At 46.8% G+C, this 21,334-nt stretch carries 22 protein-coding genes; 15 read left to right on the forward strand and 7 right to left on the reverse strand.

The features are described from left to right. Positions 1-24: 24 nt before the first annotated feature. The 6 genes from B0D95_RS07575 to B0D95_RS07600 form a co-directional block, all read right to left on the reverse strand. Entirely contained in the window at positions 25-852 is an 828-nt protein-coding gene (locus B0D95_RS07575) for a DUF4198 domain-containing protein (RefSeq protein WP_078043332.1), read from the reverse strand. Positions 853-883: 31 nt separating this feature from the next. Next, positions 884-1,411 carry a DUF2271 domain-containing protein gene (locus tag B0D95_RS07580; RefSeq protein ID WP_078043333.1) on the reverse strand — a complete coding sequence of 176 codons (528 nt, stop codon included), beginning with the start codon at positions 1,409-1,411 and terminating at the stop codon, positions 884-886. A 61-nt stretch (positions 1,412-1,472) separates the two neighbouring features. Further along, complete coding sequence (locus B0D95_RS07585) at positions 1,473-2,069, reverse strand: PepSY-associated TM helix domain-containing protein (RefSeq protein WP_078043334.1); 597 nt, start codon at positions 2,067-2,069, stop codon at positions 1,473-1,475. A gap of 19 nt (positions 2,070-2,088) precedes the next feature. Beyond that, a complete protein-coding gene (locus B0D95_RS07590) occupies positions 2,089-4,503 on the reverse strand; it encodes a TonB-dependent receptor domain-containing protein (protein WP_246841750.1) in 2,415 nt (804 codons plus the stop codon). 119 nt (positions 4,504-4,622) lie between these two features. Then, on the reverse strand, positions 4,623-5,303 hold the full coding sequence (locus B0D95_RS07595) for a Fe2+-dependent dioxygenase (protein WP_078043335.1): 681 nt from the start codon (positions 5,301-5,303) through the stop codon (positions 4,623-4,625). 93 nt (positions 5,304-5,396) lie between these two features. After that, positions 5,397-7,760 carry a catecholate siderophore receptor Fiu gene (locus B0D95_RS07600; RefSeq protein ID WP_168172419.1) on the reverse strand — a complete coding sequence of 788 codons (2,364 nt, stop codon included), beginning with the start codon at positions 7,758-7,760 and terminating at the stop codon, positions 5,397-5,399. A 233-nt stretch (positions 7,761-7,993) separates the two neighbouring features. On the opposite strand from B0D95_RS07600, the gene B0D95_RS07605 reads away from it, so the two are divergent. The 7 genes from B0D95_RS07605 to B0D95_RS21105 all read left to right on the forward strand — a co-directional run bounded on the left by B0D95_RS07605 (position 7,994) and on the right by B0D95_RS21105 (position 12,038). Beyond that, on the forward strand, positions 7,994-8,821 hold the full coding sequence (locus B0D95_RS07605; protein ID WP_078043337.1) for an ABC transporter substrate-binding protein: 828 nt from the start codon (positions 7,994-7,996) through the stop codon (positions 8,819-8,821). Positions 8,822-9,261: 440 nt separating this feature from the next. Further along, the gene (locus tag B0D95_RS20555; RefSeq protein ID WP_168172420.1) at positions 9,262-9,438 is read left to right on the forward strand and encodes a hypothetical protein; all 177 of its coding nucleotides are present in this window, start codon (positions 9,262-9,264) and stop codon (positions 9,436-9,438) included. A gap of 70 nt (positions 9,439-9,508) precedes the next feature. Beyond that, a complete protein-coding gene (locus tag B0D95_RS07610; RefSeq protein WP_168172421.1) occupies positions 9,509-10,000 on the forward strand; it encodes a papain-like cysteine protease family protein in 492 nt (163 codons plus the stop codon). Positions 10,001-10,194: 194 nt separating this feature from the next. Further along, positions 10,195-10,530: a hypothetical protein gene (locus B0D95_RS07615; RefSeq protein WP_078043339.1), complete on the forward strand. Its 336-nt coding sequence runs from the start codon at positions 10,195-10,197 to the stop codon at positions 10,528-10,530. A gap of 87 nt (positions 10,531-10,617) precedes the next feature. Continuing rightward, a complete protein-coding gene (locus B0D95_RS07620) occupies positions 10,618-10,890 on the forward strand; it encodes a hypothetical protein (protein WP_078043340.1) in 273 nt (90 codons plus the stop codon). A gap of 64 nt (positions 10,891-10,954) precedes the next feature. Continuing rightward, positions 10,955-11,782 (forward strand): hypothetical protein, encoded by an 828-nt coding sequence (locus tag B0D95_RS07625; protein WP_078043341.1) that lies wholly within the window; start codon positions 10,955-10,957, stop codon positions 11,780-11,782. Positions 11,783-11,897: 115 nt separating this feature from the next. Continuing rightward, positions 11,898-12,038, forward strand: a complete 141-nt coding sequence (locus B0D95_RS21105) for a hypothetical protein (RefSeq protein ID WP_371453646.1) — start codon at positions 11,898-11,900, stop codon at positions 12,036-12,038. Between the two features lie 173 nt (positions 12,039-12,211). Here the strand turns inward: B0D95_RS21105 and nfuA are convergent, their stop codons facing one another. Next, positions 12,212-12,799, reverse strand: a complete 588-nt coding sequence (nfuA, locus tag B0D95_RS07635) for a Fe-S biogenesis protein NfuA (RefSeq protein WP_078043343.1) — start codon at positions 12,797-12,799, stop codon at positions 12,212-12,214. A 347-nt stretch (positions 12,800-13,146) separates the two neighbouring features. Between nfuA and metH the strand changes: the two genes are divergently transcribed. From metH to B0D95_RS20800, 8 genes are all read left to right on the forward strand, one after another. After that, a complete protein-coding gene (gene metH / locus B0D95_RS07640) occupies positions 13,147-16,881 on the forward strand; it encodes a methionine synthase (protein ID WP_078043344.1) in 3,735 nt (1,244 codons plus the stop codon). A 16-nt stretch (positions 16,882-16,897) separates the two neighbouring features. Further along, on the forward strand, positions 16,898-17,779 hold the full coding sequence (locus B0D95_RS07645; RefSeq protein ID WP_078043345.1) for a GIY-YIG nuclease family protein: 882 nt from the start codon (positions 16,898-16,900) through the stop codon (positions 17,777-17,779). A gap of 73 nt (positions 17,780-17,852) precedes the next feature. Then, on the forward strand, positions 17,853-18,074 hold the full coding sequence (locus B0D95_RS07650; RefSeq protein WP_078043346.1) for a penicillin-binding protein: 222 nt from the start codon (positions 17,853-17,855) through the stop codon (positions 18,072-18,074). A 246-nt stretch (positions 18,075-18,320) separates the two neighbouring features. Further along, positions 18,321-18,908: a porin family protein gene (locus B0D95_RS07655; protein WP_246841751.1), complete on the forward strand. Its 588-nt coding sequence runs from the start codon at positions 18,321-18,323 to the stop codon at positions 18,906-18,908. Positions 18,909-19,071: 163 nt separating this feature from the next. Then, positions 19,072-19,584, forward strand: a complete 513-nt coding sequence (locus B0D95_RS07660; protein WP_078043347.1) for a hypothetical protein — start codon at positions 19,072-19,074, stop codon at positions 19,582-19,584. A 74-nt stretch (positions 19,585-19,658) separates the two neighbouring features. Beyond that, positions 19,659-20,129 (forward strand): Cys-tRNA(Pro) deacylase, encoded by a 471-nt coding sequence (gene ybaK, locus B0D95_RS07665; RefSeq protein WP_078043348.1) that lies wholly within the window; start codon positions 19,659-19,661, stop codon positions 20,127-20,129. A 205-nt stretch (positions 20,130-20,334) separates the two neighbouring features. Next, entirely contained in the window at positions 20,335-20,691 is a 357-nt protein-coding gene (locus B0D95_RS07670) for a helix-turn-helix transcriptional regulator (RefSeq protein ID WP_246841752.1), read from the forward strand. Beyond that, positions 20,691-21,314, forward strand: a complete 624-nt coding sequence (locus B0D95_RS20800; RefSeq protein ID WP_246841753.1) for a type II toxin-antitoxin system HipA family toxin — start codon at positions 20,691-20,693, stop codon at positions 21,312-21,314. The genes B0D95_RS07670 and B0D95_RS20800 overlap by 1 nt, the downstream gene beginning before the upstream one ends. Positions 21,315-21,334 lie beyond the last annotated feature (20 nt).

Below are 21,334 nucleotides of genomic sequence, written 5' to 3' on the forward strand. Positions count from 1 at the left end.
TGCGCTACCCTTGGTGACACACTATTATTCTGGCAGCACTTCAAGCGTTGCAACGTAGCTCCCTGCACGGCTGGTTGCCGGTTTTTTGGCTTTTTCATCGCGATAATTCGCGCTTAACCAGTACATTCCTGCTTGCGGCCAAGTGACTGTAATGACGCCTTTTTTATCTGACTCCACATCGATTGCCGCCTGATCATTGCGATAGCGCATGCCGCCCGGAATGATCGTGACTTTTACCCCTGCTACGGGTTTACCATCCATCAGGAATTGGAAACTTGCAGTTTCACCGGCAAATAAATCGTTGGGATGGGTAATAGGCAGCAACTCCAAACCTTGTTTGCTGGGTGCCAATACCGTATTGGTTGGTGAACCTGAAGTGACAAAGGTTTCCATGCGACGCGAGAATTGTGACACTTCCAAATTTTTGGCTTTTTTGGGAACCATTTTGTCGAAATCGGCAGGGTTTGCACGCTCACCGCGACCGGGCCACATTTTGCGTTCGCCGCTTTCTGTTTCCCAACGTGCCATCAAACCGCTGGATGCCACAGCAATTTTATAGGTTCCTTTTTGTGGTAGTTGCACATCAAACGTGCTGCGAAATTTACCCTGGCTGGCATTTTGTGCATCCAGCTTTTTGCCGTCCGGCGCGGTAATTACTACGCCTTCAACACGCATAGGCGCATGGTCAGCATGAAAAATATCGTTAGATACTGCAGCATCGATACTGACCCAGGCATCATCACTGGAAAGTACAGTGGCACTGGGCAATAGCCAGGCGCGATGAGCTTGTGCAGTTAAGGGCAGACAAACAACCAATGCAGCACAGAGTGCCGTGTTTAAAAATTTATTCATGGTATAGCTCCTGTTATTCATTGCCGATGGATCATGGGTTAAGGCTTAATTTAACTTCGCCCAATTCTTTGCTGCCTTTGGCTGATTGCTCACTTGCCAGAGGCCAACTAAATGGCACTTTTACCAATTCACGACCACCAACTTCGCGTGCTGCTTCTACTAAAAGTACATAATTGCCGCGCTTTAATTTTCCTAAAGGTGCTTTACCGTCAGTGAAGGTGACACTGTGCTTGCCCGGTGCGCGGGTTGCACCGCTCACACCATCGACCGGCATATCAAGATCACGCCCAATACGACGCCACCATTGGCGCATATCTTTCAGCCACTCTTCACCTTTATCACTTTTTTGGCCACGCTCTTCCAATTGATACCACACCGCAAGATTGGTGCTCTCGCCCTTTTCATTTTCAATCCATATCGATACATAAGGTTTGTGATATTCCGCAACATCCAAGGCGGGGACTTCCACTGAAATAGTTAAATCGCTAGCGCTGGCAGACACCGCACTCAACAAAGTGGCCGCCAGTAAAACGGAAGAAAACAACAAACTCGCACGCATAATCACCTTCTTAAAAGTAAATAGTTATAGAGACGGTTGCCGTAAAGCGAATAAATAGTCATTAGTGGATAAACAAGAGGATCAATACCCAAGGCAGAACCAACCCCAAACCCACCATGGGCCAGGTGGCAGGGCGACCACTTGCATAGCGCTTTAATAAAATTAAACCGGTCACACAAAAAATAATGCAGAACACGGCGAACACATCAATGAACCAACTCCAGGCAACACCGGTATTGCGCCCCTTGTGCAAATCATTGAAATAAGAAATCCATCCGCGATCGGTGCGCTCATACAGCAATTCGCCACTGGTTAAATCAATGCTTAACCAAGCATCACCACCGGGACGCGGAAGCGACAGATAAACTTCATCCTCACTCCACTCCGCCAACTGCTCACCTACGTGGATTTGCTGTGCATCTTGCAGCCAGTGCTGTAAAAATGGTGGTAGCGGTGCGTTGTCTTCACCCGGCACAGCAATGGCAGAAAGAATGTCTGCCGGTAGCTGCGCCTCCTGGGTGATAACCTGTGGCGTGGCTTTTATTTGCGCTGCATGATTGAGAGTTATGCCGGTAATGGCAAAGAGCAGCATGCCGATTAAACATATCGCCGAGCTAACCCAATGCCACTCCCGCAGACTACCCAAGTAGATTTTCATTCATCCGCCAACTCATGGATTAGAACCGAACGTTAACGCCAACCCACACATTGCGGGCTTTGTCTTTGTTGTTGTAGTCATCGAAATACAGCGCCTCGTTACGACCACTACCACCGATATTAATATCGTCGTAGTCGCCATCATTGTTTAGATCGCGGAACTCGGTTTGATAGGTAGTGAAATCGCGATCAAACAAGTTGTTGATACGGGCATTAAACGTAACGGACTCGCTGGCTTTATAAGACGCGCCCAAGTGAAGCACTTCGTAATCTTTGAAATTCAGTGCTTCACCCGTAATGGCATGCACACCGCGATAACGCTTGGAGCGAGCCTCAGCCGTGAGGAAGATGTTAAACACAGGAGACATTTTCCAATCCAAGGTAGCGTTGGCCATATGCTTGGCGCTGTTACCCAGCGGGCGTCCTTTGTTTACGCCACTTTTTTGTTCGCTGTCGGTGAGGGTGTAGTTGGCGCGCAACGAAAAGCTGTGGTTGATTTGCCAACGCCCTGCCAACTCCGCGCCATCGATAACAACCTTGTCGATGTTGACGGTTTTATTGCTGGTGCTGTAACCCAATTCAGCGTAATCGCCGGTATTGGAGCAAGTAATACTGGTGCCAGCACCGCAAGGTTGGGAGTCAATTTTGTCTTCAAATTCATTTTTAAACAGGGTGATATTGAAATTGTGACCCTGCGGATGTTGCCAATAGGCAGCCAGTTCATTGCTAACACTGGTTTCCGGTTTCAAATCCGGGTTTCCATACTGTGGCGAAACGCCCTGATTACCAAAACCAACAATACCGTCATATAACTGGGTAGTTTTAGGGGTTTTGAAGCCTGTGCTCACACCGCCTTTGAATGTCCACTGCTCACTCAGGGTATACACACCGTAGAGACGCGGGCTGAGATGATCGCCAAAGACTTCGTGATCGTCGTGACGCAAACCCGCAGTCAACGCAAAGGGCTCAATGATGTACCAGGTGTCCTCGGCAAACAGCGAGTACATATTGTGCTCTTGCACACCGCCGGGAGTGCCCGCCTCCATACCGAAGACGCCATCTTCCAATTCACCTTGAATGATTTGTGTGCCCACCACGGCAATATGCTGACCAGCCAATTCAAACGGCATATCCAACTTGGCGTCCAAGGTGTATTGGCTGCTTTTGAGTACGCGCTCGGGGCGCGGTAAAAAAGTTTGCTCTGCAAGTGCACGACGCTCTGCAACGGTTAACCCGTTGTAAATGCCCGTACCATCCCACATGGCTTGTAACTGCAAGCGCTCTGCAACTGTAAATGGCAAGGTGCGGCCAAGGTTATCGGTTTCTACATGGGCCAAAGACACAAAGCTATTACCAAACCCCCACTTGCCTTCATGGGTTAGCGACCAACTGTCGCGGGTAAATTCCTGGGTTTCGCTATAACCTACTTGCGGCGCAACACGGGTAGCGCCATTAACACTGGCGGTACGCCATACCGAGGTAATGCTGTCTACAGTGCCCACGGGGTATTCATATATACCAGCGTCATTCAAACGCGGGGTGTTGTCATATTCTTGCGTTGATTTGTCGGCATCCAACCAAATGCTTTGGTTGTCTGTCGGCGTCCAGGACAAGCGGGCGCCGAATGCCTGATTTTCATTATCGACGGTTTTCCCACCCACACCAAAACCCAAGGTACGGCTGCGCTCGACACCCGCAGGATCGATAATGCTGTCATAGGTTGGGTTTGACGCCATACGATTGTAGAAGCTGCCGCGCACACTTAACCCCAATTTGCCGGGAACCAGCGGCCCCATCGCATTAAAGTCGGTGGTGATATCGTCACCAAATTCATCATTGGTTTCGATGGTGCGACTATGACTTACCGAGCCTTGCCATTTATCAGTCACTTTTTTGGTGATGATGTTAATGACGCCGCCCATGGCATCTGCGCCATAGAGGGTTGAGGCCGGGCCGCGAATCACTTCAACGCGCTCAATAGCATCCAGCGGTGGAACATGCCCGAATTGGTTGCCGCCAAAATTGTTGGGGTAGATATCTCCATGGTTGTTTTGGCGCTTGCCATCCACCAATACCAGCGTGTAGTCCCCGCCCATACCGCGCATGGAAATAGTACCCTGCCCGGTTTTGTCGCGAGTTTCGCCCACATCAACACCTTCCAGATCCCGTACAGCATCCAACAGTGTGGTGTAAGGACGCTCAGCAAGCTCTTCTGCGGTCACAACCGAAATGCTGGAGGGTGCGTCAGTGATTTTTTGCTCAAAACCAGCCGCGGATACCACTACTTTTTGCAACACAGGCGCTGCTTTTTCATCGTCTTTCGCTGCTGTTTGGGCAATAGCGCCGGAAGCGGCAAACAATACGCCCATCACTACCATTGACGAGGCTGTACGCGGAAAAGAAAACCGGGATGTTTTGAAACCTGTGTGTTGCATGGTTGTTTTCACCTTATCGATAATTATGCGTAAAAAATAATAATGCGCGCATGTTATCGATAAGTATTTTCATTTGCAATGATAACAATTCTTATTGGCAGAAAACTGAATCAACCTGGTCAGATTTCAGCCCACTGTCGCAGCAGGTTGTGGTAGTGCCCTGTAAGGCCGACTATCTCGTCGCTGTCACCGACTTTTTGACGCAAGGATTGAATATTGCAATCCAGCTCATGTAGCAGATTGCGCTGCCAGTCGTCGCGCACCATGCTTTGGGTCCAGAAGAAACTACACACCCGCTCCCCCTGAGTGACAGGCGCCACCTGATGCAAACTGGTTGAGGGATACAAAATCAGATCACCAGCAGGCAGCTTGACTTCATGACTGCCATAGGTGTCCTGCACGATTAATTCACCGCCCTCGTACTCCTCAGGCTCAGACAAAAACAAGGTGGATGAGACATCGGTACGCAAGCTGAGATTGCTGCCGGGAACCAGGCGAATTGCGCCATCGACATGAAATCCGTAATGCTCGCCGCCAGAATAAGCGTTGAACAAGGGCGGCACGATACGCAGTGGCAAGGCAGCAGACATAAACAGCGGGTTGGCATAAAGCGCGGTTAGAATCATCTCCCCTAATGCGCGAGCCACGGGGCTATCCACGGGCAACTGGCGGTTGCGTTTTACCTGCGCGCCCTGTTGGCCAACAGTAGCTTTTCCATCAACCCACTGCGCTGCCTGCAAATGGGCACGGCATTCAGCAACCTGTTGCTTGGTTAAAACCTCGGGAATATGGATTAACATAAATTTTCTTGTCCAGAGAGACGCAACACCTACGCGGGTAAATAACACAGGGGCGCAACCTGTTGCGCCCCTGCATAGACTCCCATCAAACCCTTAAAAATTGAAGTTCACACCCAGGCGCGCTGACAGAGGCGCACCGGGATAGTAACGCGAACCGCCGTTATTCAAGCTGGCCACATAATCCTCATCGGTAATGTTGAGCAGGTTGAGTTGCAGGCTCAGGTTTTTGCTAAAGGGATAAGAGGCCATGGCATCAAATACCCAATAATCACCAAACTCCAGTACGGAACGTGTGCTCTGGGCCAGTGGATTAACAATACTGGAACTGACCATGGTATCCACGTAACGTGCGCCGCCGCCAATCTGCAAACCACTGTCAAAGGTATAGCTGCTCCACAAGGTAAAGGTTGTTTTGGGTGACCATTGGATCGCGCCGCCTTCGTTGTTACCGGAGGCTTCATTCGCAGTGGTGTTAGGATCATCAACCGTGCGATTACCGCGGGTGATTTCATTATCCATAAATGCCAAACCGGCGCTGATTTGCCACTTCTCGGTCAATGAACCCACCGCGCCCAACTCCACACCTTCAACCTGTTTCTCGCCGACAGCGACGGAGGAACCATCAGGATTGGTGGCGATTTCATTTTCATTGGTGCTGCGGAACAGTGCCGCTGTCAGGAACAATTTGTTATCCAACACATTCCACTTGGTGCCCAGCTCCGCATTGGTGCCCTTTTGCGGATCAAGATTGGGGTTGTTGATGTTATTGCTGGCATTGGTGGTATTTAACGCAAAGTTTGCCCCGCCCGGTGGTAACTCGGAGGTTGCGTAGCTCACATAAATAGAACCATTACTCGCCGGCTTATACACACCACCCAATTTCCAACCGAACAAATCGTCCGTTAAGTGGGCATCGCTAGCCACCAAAGTTCCCACCGGAATAGTTTGTACTGCCGGAGCGGTGACCGCAGCCTGACGGGTGATTACGTCTGTCTTGGTATGGAAGCGATCAGCGCGCACACCGGCACTTAACTCCCAGTGGTCGTTCAGCGTAACGGTATCTTGCGCATAGAAAGCGTAGGTTGTGGTTTCGCCATCGGTTTTGGCGCCTGTACGCAATACCGGCTGGAACACATCACTGGTGCTCGGGTTGTAGAGGTTAGCTGGCGCTTGCGTCACAGTGGTCGATGAATTGGCCGATGTAAATGGCAGCCCCATGGTGTAATTGAGTTGGCTCTCGTAGATGAACTCAACGCCAGATACCAAATCGTGCTTGATGCCACCGGCGTCAAACGATGCCGTCAGATTGGTCTGGTTGGTGAGGATCTGGTTTGTTTGATCCTTGCCTTGGCGCGAACGGGAAATGGTCCAGGAATCCGGATTTACCGGTGTGGTAAAGGTGACGGCGTTAATACCCGTCAATAGCTGATCCTGATTGGTGCGGCCATAACGGGATGTATTGCGCAGGGTCACGCCCTCCGCCAAATCCTGCTCGATGCGCACTGTGACCATATTGGCTTTCATATCGTTAAAGTCGCCGGTGGAGCCATAAAAGTTTTCCGTATCGACCCGTTTCGGGGTTTGCCCCGCCAGTGCGCCGGTCGCAAAAATCGCGTTGTAATAACCATCCAATCCGATTGTGGGCACACCACCATCCGGCACGCCAGACTGTTCAACAGACAAGACATTAATGTAAGTGCGCGTATCAGTTCCCAAACCCAATGCCAGCGAGGCCGCAAACCCCTGGGCGTTATTTTCCACCTCATCGCGGCCATCTACACCCGCCTCTTGCTTCATCACATTGACACGCACAGCAGTGGTGCTGGATAGGCTTTTATTGACATCGAGGGTTGCGCGCGCGTAATCGCTGGTGCCGCCGGTCACGCTACCGCTGATAGCGTCTTCCTGATTGGCCACCTTGCTGCTCAGGTTCACATAACCGGATGCCGCACCGCGACCGTTATCAACTCCCGCGGGGCCTTTGGCGATCTCAACCTGTTCGGTATTAAAAGTATCGCGACTGATACTACCCAAATCGCGAATGCCATCCACAAAAATGCTGCCCTGGGTATCAAAGCCGCGCATGAAAATCGAATCGCCGGTGGAGGTATTGCCATTCTCGCCCATCAACATGGTAATGCCGGGCGTATTGCGCAGCGTTTCACTCAAGGTGGTTGCCGCCTGTTGCTGGAACAATTCTTTTTTTACCACGACCAGTGTTTGGGGGGTATCCACCAAAGGCTGGGTAAACTTGGGGGAGCTAAGCTTGTCTGCTTTGTAACTGCCGATTGCATCGGCTTCAACTTTAACCGTATTCAATTTTTTGGCTGGCGCTGGCGCGTCATCGGCCATAACAGCGGAAGCCGTCAACAGCAGTGCTGAAGACAAGGCAGTTGCGCCCAAGTGCAACGCCGTCGCACGCTTTTTGGAAACTATGTGCGAATGAGTGGATTTCATAACAAGCCCTTTAATAGGAATGAAAGTGGAGGTTTTGCGCCTGCGCACACTATCAATAATCATTATCACTAACAATGAGAATGATTGTCACCTTCAAACAATAACAAAAGTTGTTATGCGATTTTTACACCCCTAATTGTCAGGGTGTTCATTTGACTTATTGATCATATAACCAAATGCGATTAGGCTTCGATTCCTATATTACAGACGCACTTGGTTAGGAGTTTTTACCGATGAGCAAATCCCCGCGCTATGTGTTTCTACTACTTTGCTTCTGGGTCCTGCCATTGACTGTAACAGCCCAGCCAGCCACACCTGAACACAGCGCGACGCCTACCCTCAACAATTCGGATTTAGTCAATGTTCGCCTCGGGGCAGAAAACTCCTGGCCACCCTATAGCGATGAAGAAGGGCAAGGAATCTCAACGGAATTGATCAAAGCAGCCTTTGCCAAAAATGGTGTAGTACCCAGCTTTCAAGCACTGCCTTATGCGCGGGTTTTACACGATCTGGACTCAGGCAAAATCGACGGCGGCTTTAACGTCAATCGCCAATCCACCACCGAGGCGAAATACATTTTTGGCGATGTGCCTTTGTTTACCGTTGAAGCCTATTGGTTTTTTTTACCGGGCACCCATCCGGGAGTTAAATCCTTTCAGGATATTCCCAACAAATTTCGGGTAGGTGTTATTCGCGACTACGAATACGGCGATGAATATGAAAACCATCGCCACCGTTTCAATGAAATAAAAGTATCCCAACAGTCGCAAATTATCCGCATGCTCAAGCAAGGGCGCATTGATGCCGGCATTATGTTTGAGCATGAAGCGGAATTTAATATGCGAAAAATGCAGTTAAAAAGCAGCCTGTTTGACAAACGCTTTTTGAATCACCGTGGCGATGTCTACGTTGCCTTCTCGCACAAAAGCCCCCGCGCACGATGGATGGCGCAACAATTGGACAAAGGTTTACTGGAGCTAATGCAAACCGGGGAATACGAAACACTCATCGGCGACGCGCTCAACAACAAGCAACAGTCCACTGAACGCACCGCACACTAAGGCATAACTCAGTAATTGGCTATTGATTGCGAAGCAAGTGCTTCGCAATCAATGAAGTTTACATATCTATCCCTTTCCTTAGTTTTGCAGCATAGAAACAATTTTTTTAATAACATTTCGCTTAGTGAGATGCGTTATATTGCGTAATTGACACCATGCAAAAGATAATTTTAACTAATACTAATTCCCCGTTATATTAATTATTCAAATCGTAAAACGTCTTCAATTTCAACCAAGGAGGTTTTAATGTCAAAACACAAATCCCCCTTCTGAACGCACTTATACTTTTAATTGGTATTGTAACTCTTGATTCTACAGCGCAGGTTGCACCGATTGAAGGGGTCGGCACTACAGCATGTAAAAAATTAGTGCCCGAGGATTTCACGGCTGAAGCCTCTGTAGGGCAATGACTTCTTGGATATTATTCTGGAGCGCTTGCCATGAATATGGCTTTAACTCTTTCTGAAGGTAAATCTAGTGATATTCCTGACCAAGCGGCAAAATGGAGTGAGGAATACTTATTAGAGTCAGCAAAAGCATTCTGCGCCAATCATCCAAATGCGACATTGTATAAGATAGCAAATGTGGTTGTGACGATGGTTCTGGAGGATGACTGAGATGTTAGTACTTTGAAATAATTGGGCAAAAATAGTGGTAATGATGGTTCAATTTTTACAGGAGTTTAAAATGCAGAAAGTTATTACTTTTGTGGGCGCTATACTAATTTATGGAATTTCTAGTTTTTCCAATGCTATTGAAAGACAAAGGGCTGATAACTGGTGTTGGGCTTCATCAATTCAAGATGTTATGGCTTCTGCTGGCGTCTACCAATCACAAGAGCAAATTGCTGCTAGGTTAGATGGATGGCCTATGAACCGTCCCGCACACCTTCAAGAATTAGTTATGCTTTTGCAATCATATGGATTTACTTCTTGGCAAGCAGGAAGACCAGGAACGCCTCAGGAGTTATATCAAACACTTGTAAGCGGATGGAAAGTGATTGCGTTCGTTAGGCCGTCCGCTGGCCCAGTCGGGCATTACATAGTTTTGCAAGGTATACATCCTAGTGGGGGTATTATTACGTCCGATCCATGGACTGGAATGACCAATGTGTACTCGCTGCAAGACTTATACTACAGTTGGAGATGGGGAGACTCCGTTGTAGTCGGTGCGCACTAGTAAATCGCACTTCGTAATGATCTAAGCTTCACCTTGTCTTAAGCTCAATTCATTTTGAGCTATTCCACCTATTTGTTTATAACTTTAATGTAAAAATTAAACGTATTGACAGAAAAAAAATCATATACCTCCCTAGTTGAATCGCTTTAATGAGCCCCAATCTTTTACAATTCGAATAACGTAGAGGGCGGCTTATGAACGGTTTATTTTTAGATTCTGCAATAAAATCAATCGCAAGATACTTGGTAAAGCTCGAAAAACTCGTTAGCTCAAAATACGATGGCAATGTGCGTATCAAAGAAGAAATTGAATTGTTAAATCAACAATATGGGTTCGTTGATGTTGAGCATGTTTCTGCTTTTGTAAATGACATATATCGCATGTATGAATTTGAGCGAAATCGAGAGCTAACGTCTATTGATTCTATGGCGTATGCTAAATTTAAATGGGATTTAGCTACAGGAGTTAATGACCTGCAAAGACTGAAGAATGAACTGCATCAGGAACTTGCTGCACTAAACACCCCATAATAAATTCACTAGTTAAGTGCATCTGCTTTTTTTGCTAAAACCAGCAGCAAAAAACATGTAAATTTTTTCATTTATATAGGAAAGAATATGGAACAGCTTCAGTTTGAAAGACGTATCGATCAAGTTTTGGCACAAGCTAATGAATTTGGAATTTTAATAATCTGTTCTTGGTCAATTCCTATCCCTAAAGCTAAAGCCATTGAATACGTCAAAAACTATGGGAGTGATGCAAACCATGGTTTTTTTGAACAAGAAAATGTTGTAATTCTTAGTCATAACGGTGGGAAAATAACATTCACTCATCAAGAGGCAGATGCTATTGTTGGATTAATTAGGACTGCATATTCCGAAGCTAGATAGTGCAACCAAATCTTATCCTTGATGCACCATTTTAGATATTAACTCTACGAACAACGTTAAATATATGGAAAAAAAAGAAGTCAGTCTTGGTCGAACTGAAGAGTTTATCTTTTTTGATTTGGCCGTTCTAAAGCAGAAAGATAAATGGGGCAAGTACTGTCGAGTGATTGCAAATGCAATGAGTGCTATTCCTTGGGTCGGTACTATTTTTTCTGCGGCAGCAGCTGTTCATGGAGAAAAGGAGCAAGGGAAAGTAAATGAGCTGTATGAAGAATGGCTGAAAGTGCATAAAGAAAAAGTTCAATACTTAATGATGACCTTAGATGAAGTTGCGGATCGTTTAGAGTCTGTTCATGAGGATTACGAGGTACGAATTCAATCTGATGAATATTTGGCGTTAGTGCGCCGAGCTTTTAGGTCATGGGATGAGGCGGAAACTCATGAAAAACGGGAGTATGTTGTTAACCTAATATCTAATGCGGCAGCATCAAATTTATGTCCTGATGATCAAATTCGTTTGTTTAATGACTGGCTTGATACCTACCATGAGATACATTTCAAGGTAATACGCGCGATATACCAGAAACCTGGAATCACTCGATTAGGAATATGGACTTCGGTTAGTCAAACTATTCCGCGAGAAGATAGCGCGGAGGCGGATCTTTTTCGGCTTTTAATACGGGATTTAAGTACCGGTGGTGTAATTAGACAACACCGCCAAACTACATATGACGGTCGCTTTATAAAGAGCACAAGCAAATCGTCTAGCAGTTCAAGCACTATGGAGTCCGCTTTTGAAAATAAAAAGCAATATGAGCTGACGGAGCTGGGATCTCAGTTTGTGCATTACACGATGAATCAAGTAGTTAAGCGATTAAGTGGTGTTACTTAATTGGCTATTTTGTGTTTGTAAGTTTTGTCAGCCAATGTAAATACGAGGGGAAGTTGAAATGGACAAAAAATTTGAAGTTGGTGATGTAGTTAAGTTAAAGTCAGGCGGATCGAGCATGACTGTTGAGCAGGTAAGTGATGATAATGTTTCGTGTGTTTGGCATGAGGGCAAGAAAACTCATCGCGATACATTCAATACGAAAACGCTCGTGCACTATACAACTAGTGTTGGTGCTATCAGTATTTCAAGAATCTAGAGCTATTCAATATATAGGTGACAAGCCTCATTACTTGTGTGGCAAATAAATGAATACTGAGGTTGTCACCTTTTTTAAAGAACATTCGAAGAAATACCTTTAAGTCTGATAAAAAAATCCCGCTCCGGAAAAACCGCAGCGGGATTTTTTATCAGGATCACGCCAGTGATCAACTACATATAAGCGTTAGAGCGATCCGTGTGATCGGTAACATCGCGAATACCTTTCAGCTCCGGCAGCTTATCCATCAACTGTACTTCAATGCCCTGCTTCAGGGTAATCGCTACAGAACCGCAGCCCTGGCAACCACCACCAAACTTTAATACGGCGATCATATCCTCTGTAATTTCCACCAAACTGACATTGCCGCCGTGGGAAGCAAGGCTGGGGTTTACATCGTTATACAACACATAATTGATGCGATCTTCCAATGGGCTATCGTCAGTCACACGCGGCATTTTGGAGTTAGGAGCCCGAATCGTCAGTTGGCCGCCCATACGGTCAGGTGAGTAATCCACCTTGGCATCTTCCAGAAACGGCAGGCTGCGCTCTTCAAAATAGGCTTTGAAACCCTTGAGCGGCACAATCACATCACCTTCTTTTTCCTCGCCCGGGCGACAGTAAGCAATGCAAGTTTCTGCATTGGGGGTGCCAGGGTTAGCCACGAACATGCGGATGCCAATGCCATCATTGTCTTTCTGCTTGTCGAGCAATTCTTTCAGGTAATCTTGAGCGGATTCGGTGATATCGACGTTAACCATATAAACCTTTCTGCGAAATCTGTGGGAACCACACGTACTTACGAACAAACGTCGAATAAAGTACAAATAATACCCGATTAATTTACTCGGGTATTCTACTGCAAACTGCGCCAGCAGGCACTAGCAGAGCCCGAAAAGAAGCCGCTAAATTTCTATTGCCCCTATAGCCAATGCCTAACGCGCCCATAACATAGGGAAAAACTGCCCCAGATACCGCCTATCCCTGCGGAATACGCGCCCTGTAGCGTCTTTTCTGCTAGAATTTGCGCCAATTTTCTATATCAATCTTTTTTGATATTGCCTGACAAAACCTGTCATCGCGGCAATTTTCTCTCTATAGGTTTTCCATGACGATTCCAGCTCCGCTCAAAACCCGCATAGACGCACTGAATGACGCCATTACCCAACGCATCCTGATTCTGGATGGTGGTATGGGCACCATGATCCAAAGCTATAAGCTGCAGGAGGCGGATTATCGCGGCGCGCGCTTTGCGGATTACCATATGGATATCGCCGGCAATAACGACTTGCTCAGCATCACCAAACCGGAAGTGATCCGCGAGATCCAGCGCGCCTACCTTGAAGCCGGCGCGGACATTCTGGAAACCAACACCTTCAACTCCACGCGTATTTCCATGGCCGATTACGACATGGAAGAGCTGAGCTTCGAGCTGAACTTTGCCTCCGCAAAACTCGCGCGCGAACTTTGCGACGAATTCACCGCACGCAATCCCGCCAAACCACGTTTTGTTGCCGGTGTACTCGGGCCAACCAGCCGCACCTGTTCTATTTCGCCGGATGTAAATGATCCCGGCGCGCGCAACGTGACCTTTGATCAGCTCGTTGAAAACTATCTGGAATCGATGGACGGTTTGGTCAAGGGCGGTGCCGATATTATTTTGATCGAAACTATTTTCGATACGCTCAATGCGAAAGCCGCGGTGTTTGCAGTAAAACGCTATTTTGATAACGTCGGTTTTGAATTGCCGATTATGATTTCCGGCACTATTACCGATGCCTCCGGCCGCACACTCTCTGGCCAAACCACAGAAGCCTTTTACAACTCTCTCGCCCATGCTCGCCCACTCAGCATGGGTTTGAACTGTGCACTGGGTGCAAAAGAATTACGTCAGTACGTACAAGAATTGTCGCGCGTTGCGAATTGTTTTGTAAGCGCGCACCCCAACGCCGGTTTGCCCAATGAATTTGGCGAGTACGACCAAACTGCACAAGAGATGGTGGATATTGTTGAAGAATTTGCGGCAAGCGGATTTTTAAATATTATCGGCGGCTGCTGCGGTACCACACCCGCGCATATCAAAGCACTCGCTGATGTGATGAGCAAATACGCTCCGCGCAAAATTCCTGATATCGAACCAGCATGCCGTCTCTCTGGTTTAGAGCCGTTCAACATCACTAAAGATTCGTTATTCGTAAACGTCGGCGAACGCTGTAACGTTACCGGTTCTGCACGCTTCAAAAAATTAATTGTAGAAGAAGATTATTCCACCGCACTCGAAGTGGCACTGGAGCAAGTGGAAAACGGTGCGCAGGTAATCGATATCAACATGGACGAAGGCATGCTTGATGCTGAAAAAGCCATGGTGCGTTTTTTGAATTTAATTGCCGGTGAACCGGATATCGCCCGCGTACCGATTATGGTGGATTCATCTAAATGGGATGTGATCGAAGCTGGCTTGAAATGTATTCAAGGCAAACCGATTGTAAACTCCATCAGTTTAAAAGAAGGCGAAGAAGAGTTTCTGCAAAAAGCCAAACTCTGTATGCGCTACGGTGCCGCCGTAGTCGTAATGGCATTTGATGAAACTGGCCAAGCCGATACTATGGCGCGTAAAAAAGAAATTTGTGAGCGCTCTTATCGCACGCTGGTCGACAAACTGGATTTCCCACCCGAAGACATTATTTTCGATCCAAATATTTTTGCGGTCGCCACCGGTATTGAAGAGCACAACAATTACGCGGTCGATTTTATTGAAGCCACCCGTTGGATTCGCACCAACCTGCCTCACGCAGGTGTAAGCGGTGGTGTGTCCAACGTGTCCTTCTCGTTCCGTGGCAACAACCCGGTGCGTGAGGCGATTCACTCGGTATTTTTGTACCACGCGATTAAAGCCGGCATGAACATGGGTATCGTTAACGCCAGCCAGTTGGCGGTGTACGACGATTTACCGCAAGAATTAAAAGACAAAGTTGAAGATGTAATCCTCAACCGTCACAGCGGCGGCACTGAGGCACTGCTCGATATCGCCGATAAATATCGTGGCGATGGCTCAACCGGTGAAGCGAAAGAAGATGCCGAATGGCGCTCACTGCCGATTGCAAAACGCATTGAACACTCTCTGGTAAAAGGGATTTCAACCCATATCGTTGAAGACACCGAAGAAGCGCGCCAACACTATCCTCGCCCACTCGATGTAATCGAAGGCCCACTCATGGATGGTATGAATGTGGTGGGTGATTTATTCGGCGCCGGTAAAATGTTTTTGCCACAAGTGGTGAAATCCGCGCGCGTCATGAAGCAATCCGTTGCCTATTTGCAACCCTTTATCGAAGCCGAGAAAACCGAAGCCTCAAAACCGAATGGCAAAATTTTGATGGCTACCGTAAAAGGCGATGTACACGACATCGGCAAAAATATTGTCGGCGTAGTGTTGCAGTGCAACAACTTTGAAGTGGTTGATCTTGGGGTAATGGTACCCTGCGATAAAATTCTGGACACCGCCATCGAACAAAACTGCGACATCATCGGCCTATCAGGTTTGATCACACCATCGCTGGACGAAATGGTATTTGTCGCGCGCGAAATGGAGCGTAAAGGCATTAACAAACCGCTAATGATCGGCGGCGCTACCACCTCCAAAGCACACACTGCGGTAAAAATTGATCCAGTATTTAAACTCAACCAAGTAGTCTACGTTGCGGATGCTTCACGCGCCGTAGGTGTCGCCAGCACATTACTGTCTGACGAACTGCGCCCCAAATTTGTGGAAGACCTCAAGCAAGAGTATATAGAGGTACGCGAGCGCAACGCCAACCGCAAACCACGCGGCACAGTGCGTTCCTACCCCGAAGCTATCGCCAAAGGGCTAAAACTGAATTGGGATAATTACACCCCACCAGCTCCTGCATTTACCGGCGTAAAAGTATTTGAAGATTACGATTTAAATACACTGGTGGATTTTATCGACTGGACGCCGTTTTTCATCAGTTGGGATCTCGTCGGGAAATACCCCAAAATACTAGAGGATGAAATTGTAGGCGAAGCCGCACGCAATTTATTTGCCGATGCACAACAGATGTTGCGTAAATTGATCGATGAAAAGCTGATTCGCGCCAACGGCGTGATTGGCTTCTGGCCAGCGAATACGATCAACAGCGATGACATCGCCGTATATGATGCGGATGGAAAGCAAATCAATACTTTGCACCACATCCGCCAGCAGCATTTAAAACAAGGCATGGAATCGCGCCCGCATTATTCACTCGCGGATTTTGTTGCACCGAAAGAAACCGGCAAACAGGATTACATCGGCGGCTTTGCGGTCACTACCGGCATAGGCGCAGAAGAACTCGCCAAGCAATATCAAGACGCAGGCGATGACTACAACAGCATCATGGTAAAAGCCCTCGCCGACCGCTTGGCTGAAGCCTTTGCCGAACACATGCATCAACGCGTGCGCAAAGAATTCTGGGGCTACGATCGCGATGAAAATCTATCCAACGAAGATTTAATCAAAGAACAATACAAAGGCATCCGCCCTGCCCCCGGTTATCCCGCCTGCCCGGATCACACCGAAAAAACGCAATTATTTAAATTGTTGGACGGCGAGAAAAATACCGGCATCACACTGACTGAGCATTTTGCGATGCTGCCAACTGCAGCAGTGTCTGGTTGGTATTTCGCGCATCCGCAAGCGGAGTATTTCAATACCGGCAAGATTGAGAAAGATCAGGTTGAGAGTTTGGCGCAGCGTAAGGGAGTTAGTATACAGGAGATTGAAAGATGGATGAGTCCGGTGTTGGCTTATGAGCCGGGTGCTGGCGAACAACAAGACATCTAAATATTAGGATTTTTATATGCAATTCGGAAGAAAGGTCACAGTTTATTTAGCCGATGCCTCTCCTTCAGGTATACGCCATGTGGAAATAGCAAATTGGTCTGGGCAAGCAGTTGCTTGCCCACGAAGCAGGCTTGTGGAATTAAAAGATTGGCATGAAGCTCAAAGGCCGGGGGTCTATTTTTTATTTGAAAAGCAAACAGCTGAAGTGGGTGACAAAGTTTATGTTGGTGAATCGGAGAATGTCGTTAAAAGACTGACTCAACAAGATAAAGATCAGGAGTTTTGGAATGAGGTAATCATTTTCACGAGCAAAGATGAAAACTTGACTAAAGCACATATCAAATATCTTGAATCGCGTATTACCAGCCTAGCGAAAATCGCTGACAGATATAAAATTGAAAATGGCAACACCCCTACCGAATCACTTCTTCCTCGCTCAGATAAAGACGCAATGGAAGAATTTATCCATAATCTTAAAATCGTATTAGGTACTTTAGGCCATAAAGTTCTTGAGCCAATAAAAATACAATCATCTCAAGCGAGCACCTCAACACTAAGCCAATATATATTTAGTTTTACTGTAAAAGGATTATTGGCAAAAGGTCAGCAAACAGATGATGGATTCGTACTATTTAAGAACTCGCAAGTTTCAGATCTATTCAACCCCAGCATGCCAGGAAAACTAGCGCAACTTAAGGAAGATTGGGTAAAAGATGGAACGTTAACTAAAACCGAAAACCATTACCTTTTAACTAAAGATTTACTACTCAGCTCGTCATCTTATGCAGCCGCATTAGTCGCAGGAACAGCAAGATCAGGCCCACAAAGCTGGCTTAATGACAATGGAGATTCGCTAAAAATTATTGAAGAAATATTATTAAAAAGCGCAGAAAGTTAACTTTTATATTGGGTATAGAATCGCTGTTGCGGTTCGTTCCTCACCAGCAACCTACCCGTACACGGAGAACGCTATGACCAATCCAACAAATGAAGACCTGATTCAAGCATTAAAAATTGCCTTTTGTTATATGCCAAAAGCTATCGAAGTAAACAAATACGAATACGGTGATAGATACCAAACCGTGCTCGACCATATTCAAACGGTGAGAGAAACCCTACTGATGAACGGCATAGACCCTGAAGAGGTTTATGGTGAGATAAATCCCGACATAACGCCTAATTCTTCTTATTGATCGTTGGGTCGATAAGAAGATTCCGGCAATTCCCCAACTCACTGAACAATTAAAAATCCATCTTCCTACATCTTTTGTAAATTTTACTTTCGTTGTAAAAAATCCTACTGAAAAATGTAAATATTTATATTTTACATTATAGAAAAATCACCAAACCCGCAGAAAACCTGCTCATTTAATTGATTGGCATAGGGATTGCTATTTTGCTGTTGTACACCCAGCAAATCATTAAACGGAGATTACATTATGTTCACTAAAACTTCTGCAATCCTGAGTCTTGCCATGATTTCTTCGGTTGCTGCTGCACAAACAGATTCAGAAGAAGGCAGTAATTGGCGATTACATCCTGAGTTTTCATTGGGTGCAGGTTATGGCCTTACCAAATTAAAGGATAATGAATTCAAAGAGGATGAAGCAGCCAAAAAGATATTTGCTCTGGTTAAATTTAACGAATACATCGGCGTGGAAGCAGCCTATATCGATTTTGATAAAGCCGGAAATGATGTATTAACGCTAGATGCGGACGGTAAGTCTCTAGCAGTTATTCTGGAAGCACCGATAAACCAATATTTTTCGCTTTATGCCAAAGGCGGTCAATTATGGTGGGATGCCGATGCTTCCATAGCAGCTATTAACGCCAGCGATAATTATGATGGTAACGAAGCATTTTGGGGTGGCGGTGCAAAATTCCGTTTGTCGGACAACCTTGATTTGCGTGTCGAATATGAGCGTTTCGATTTCAATATTTCACGCGATGAATTTGATGTGCTACAACAGGATGATATTGGTATGGATGTCGATTTTGCCAGTGTGAGTTTGCAGTTTACTTTTTAGCAATAACCTATACCAGCATAGATGCAGTGGGAGCTTAGGCTTCCACTGTTTGCTATTAAGCACAACCAATCACAGGCTACCGATATACTAGGTTGCATTCATTAAAAACACTACAATACGCACACTGACAACTCCCATTTTAATTGTATTTGAGCGTATCGCTATGCCGCACAAGATTATAGGATTGGGCTCACCTAATGCCTGTATCAGGTTCTATATCACCAATCGCCCGCCGCTTGATGATTATCCCACCATGACAGAATTGCGCTGTTTAGCGATGGGCGAGCTAACACATATTGTGAAGCACAGCAGCAATCATTGGCGCAAAGCTTTTAATGTGTATGCGAAGCTGCTGTTTGATTGGCATCAATTACACGCACGCAATAATTTACCGCATAGCTGGCAAGAATATCGCGACCTTGAATTATTTCAGCCACACTCGCAAGAAGCCCTGCTTTTTAGTGCACCACTAGCTGATAAGACGTCGCCTGCTATTCATATCATCGCTGGGAAAACCTATGCAGCGCAGTTACCTTTACCGCCCCTGACCTGGTTAGATAATTATTTTGCAATCAACAAAGAGGCGCGTTTGATTGTGGCGCCCTACCCGGATTATCGCCAACTGTCTAATGAACGTATTGCGCGGCTAATTACGCTAATGCAAGCACTTCAGTAAACCATGCTGCCCTCCCCTTACCCGAAGATTGGGATACACTAAGCACGAACATTTATTCATAGAATATTTTCTTTATGACACCTGCCATTAAATCTCTGGAAAAAGCCAAAGCGAATTTTAAAATCCATGAATACAGCCATGACCCTGCAGCCGAATCCTACGGGCTGGAAGCCTCGGAAAAATTAGGGGTAGATGCCAGCCGCGTTTTTAAAACCTTGGTGGTCATGCTGGATGCAAAAGAGTTTGCCGTGGGCGTGATCCCTGTTGCGGACATGCTAAGCATGAAAAATATCGCCAAAGCCGCTGGCGCCAAAAAGGCAGCTATGGCCGACAAAGTGGCAGTTGAGCGCATTACCGGCTACGTATTAGGCGGCGTTAGCCCATTAGGACAAAAGAAAGCATTACGTACCTTTATTGATACCTCCGCACAACAACAAGAAACTATTTTTGTCAGCGCAGGGCGACGCGGCCTGGAAGTAGAAGTAAAGCCTGCTGTTTTTACCCAATTACTACGCACCACCTTTGCCAATCTGACCCAGGAATAACCCGCACCACACCCCTGGTGATTATCCATGATTATGTCAAACCTATCACATTAACCATAAAATAAAAGATACTTTAATACCCACTAAATGCAAAAAATCACAATAAAGAGAATATATTTACCTAAAAATTGACAATTTCAATAATGGGTATAAATTAACCATTAATTAATCATTAAAGTAATTTAAGGGTAATTTAATACCTACTATGAACTACCAATCCATGACCAACAGTGCCATTGCCGCCGAATTAGGCGAACGCCTTGAGCGCCTGAGGCTTGCGCAGAACATGACCCAGCAAATGCTGGCAGAAGAGATAGGCATTACCGCCAAAAGCTATCGCCAACTGGTGGCTGGCGGTGGCAAGCTGGAAAATATGATTGCTGCCCTGCGCGCCCTGAATGCGCTGGACCAATTGGACAACTTTTTACCCGATACCCCGGCAAGCCCACTCGAACAATTAAAACTGCGCGGCAAGCAACGCCAGCGCGCGCGCGTAACACACTACAAAACAACAGCAGCACGCGATACTGACGGCGTGAAAGAACCGGGGCTGGATTGGTAATGCAAAACCTTGCGGAAGTATGGCTGTGGGACAAGCTGGTAGGCGCCCTTGCCTGGGCCCCACAAACAGCAACGGCAACCTTTGAGTACACCCCGGAATGGATAAAAACGGGGGTGCAAATTGCCCCCTTGCACATGCCCAGCCAAGCGGATGGCACGCGCATTTTTCATTTTCCCCAACTCAATCACGATACCTATAAAGGGCTGCCAGCCTGTTTTGCCGACACCCTGCCGGATGATTTTGGCAATGCGGTGATCAACGCCTGGCTGGCACGTAGCGGGCGCGATGCAGCGAGTTTTAATCCACTTGAGCGGCTGCTTTACAGTGGCAAGCGCGGTATGGGCGCCCTTGAGTATGCCCCCGCACTGCGGCAGGCACACAGTTCTCACAGCAAACTGGAACTGGAATCGCTGATTAGCATGGCGCAACAAGTACTGGATCAGCGCGCGGGCCTGAGCAGTTCACTGCAACACAAAGGGAATGACGATTTAGCGGCGATCCTGCAAGTAGGCACATCCGCCGGTGGCGCACGCGCCAAGGCTCTGGTTGCAATTAACACTACACGCACCGAAATTCGCTCAGGACAAGTGGATGCCCCGAGGGATTTGAACATTATTTATTAAAATTTGATGGTGTAGTTGAG

The organism is Cellvibrio sp. PSBB023 (genome assembly GCF_002007605.1).
In the GTDB taxonomy this organism is placed as follows: Bacteria; Pseudomonadota; Gammaproteobacteria; order Pseudomonadales; family Cellvibrionaceae; genus Cellvibrio.

Coding starts and splice junctions, on each gene's coding strand:
- B0D95_RS07645 (WP_078043345.1), top strand. CDS start 16,898: ATGCAATTCGGAAGAAAGGTCACAGTTTATTTAGCCGATGCCTCTCCT.
- B0D95_RS07655 (WP_246841751.1), top strand. CDS start 18,321: ATGTTCACTAAAACTTCTGCAATCCTGAGTCTTGCCATGATTTCTTCG.
- B0D95_RS07625 (WP_078043341.1), top strand. CDS start 10,955: ATGGAAAAAAAAGAAGTCAGTCTTGGTCGAACTGAAGAGTTTATCTTT.
- B0D95_RS21105 (WP_371453646.1), top strand. CDS start 11,898: ATGACTGTTGAGCAGGTAAGTGATGATAATGTTTCGTGTGTTTGGCAT.
- B0D95_RS20800 (WP_246841753.1), top strand. CDS start 20,691: ATGCAAAACCTTGCGGAAGTATGGCTGTGGGACAAGCTGGTAGGCGCC.
- B0D95_RS07610 (WP_168172421.1), top strand. CDS start 9,509: ATGCAGAAAGTTATTACTTTTGTGGGCGCTATACTAATTTATGGAATT.
- B0D95_RS07580 (WP_078043333.1), bottom strand. CDS start 1,411: ATGCGTGCGAGTTTGTTGTTTTCTTCCGTTTTACTGGCGGCCACTTTG.
- B0D95_RS07595 (WP_078043335.1), bottom strand. CDS start 5,303: ATGTTAATCCATATTCCCGAGGTTTTAACCAAGCAACAGGTTGCTGAA.
- B0D95_RS07605 (WP_078043337.1), top strand. CDS start 7,994: ATGAGCAAATCCCCGCGCTATGTGTTTCTACTACTTTGCTTCTGGGTC.
- B0D95_RS20555 (WP_168172420.1), top strand. CDS start 9,262: ATGAATATGGCTTTAACTCTTTCTGAAGGTAAATCTAGTGATATTCCT.
- B0D95_RS07660 (WP_078043347.1), top strand. CDS start 19,072: ATGCCGCACAAGATTATAGGATTGGGCTCACCTAATGCCTGTATCAGG.
- ybaK (WP_078043348.1), top strand. CDS start 19,659: ATGACACCTGCCATTAAATCTCTGGAAAAAGCCAAAGCGAATTTTAAA.
- B0D95_RS07575 (WP_078043332.1), bottom strand. CDS start 852: ATGAATAAATTTTTAAACACGGCACTCTGTGCTGCATTGGTTGTTTGT.
- nfuA (WP_078043343.1), bottom strand. CDS start 12,799: ATGGTTAACGTCGATATCACCGAATCCGCTCAAGATTACCTGAAAGAA.
- B0D95_RS07590 (WP_246841750.1), bottom strand. CDS start 4,503: ATGCAACACACAGGTTTCAAAACATCCCGGTTTTCTTTTCCGCGTACA.
- B0D95_RS07615 (WP_078043339.1), top strand. CDS start 10,195: ATGAACGGTTTATTTTTAGATTCTGCAATAAAATCAATCGCAAGATAC.
- B0D95_RS07670 (WP_246841752.1), top strand. CDS start 20,335: ATGAACTACCAATCCATGACCAACAGTGCCATTGCCGCCGAATTAGGC.
- B0D95_RS07600 (WP_168172419.1), bottom strand. CDS start 7,760: ATGAAATCCACTCATTCGCACATAGTTTCCAAAAAGCGTGCGACGGCG.
- B0D95_RS07650 (WP_078043346.1), top strand. CDS start 17,853: ATGACCAATCCAACAAATGAAGACCTGATTCAAGCATTAAAAATTGCC.
- B0D95_RS07620 (WP_078043340.1), top strand. CDS start 10,618: ATGGAACAGCTTCAGTTTGAAAGACGTATCGATCAAGTTTTGGCACAA.
- B0D95_RS07585 (WP_078043334.1), bottom strand. CDS start 2,069: ATGAAAATCTACTTGGGTAGTCTGCGGGAGTGGCATTGGGTTAGCTCG.
- metH (WP_078043344.1), top strand. CDS start 13,147: ATGACGATTCCAGCTCCGCTCAAAACCCGCATAGACGCACTGAATGAC.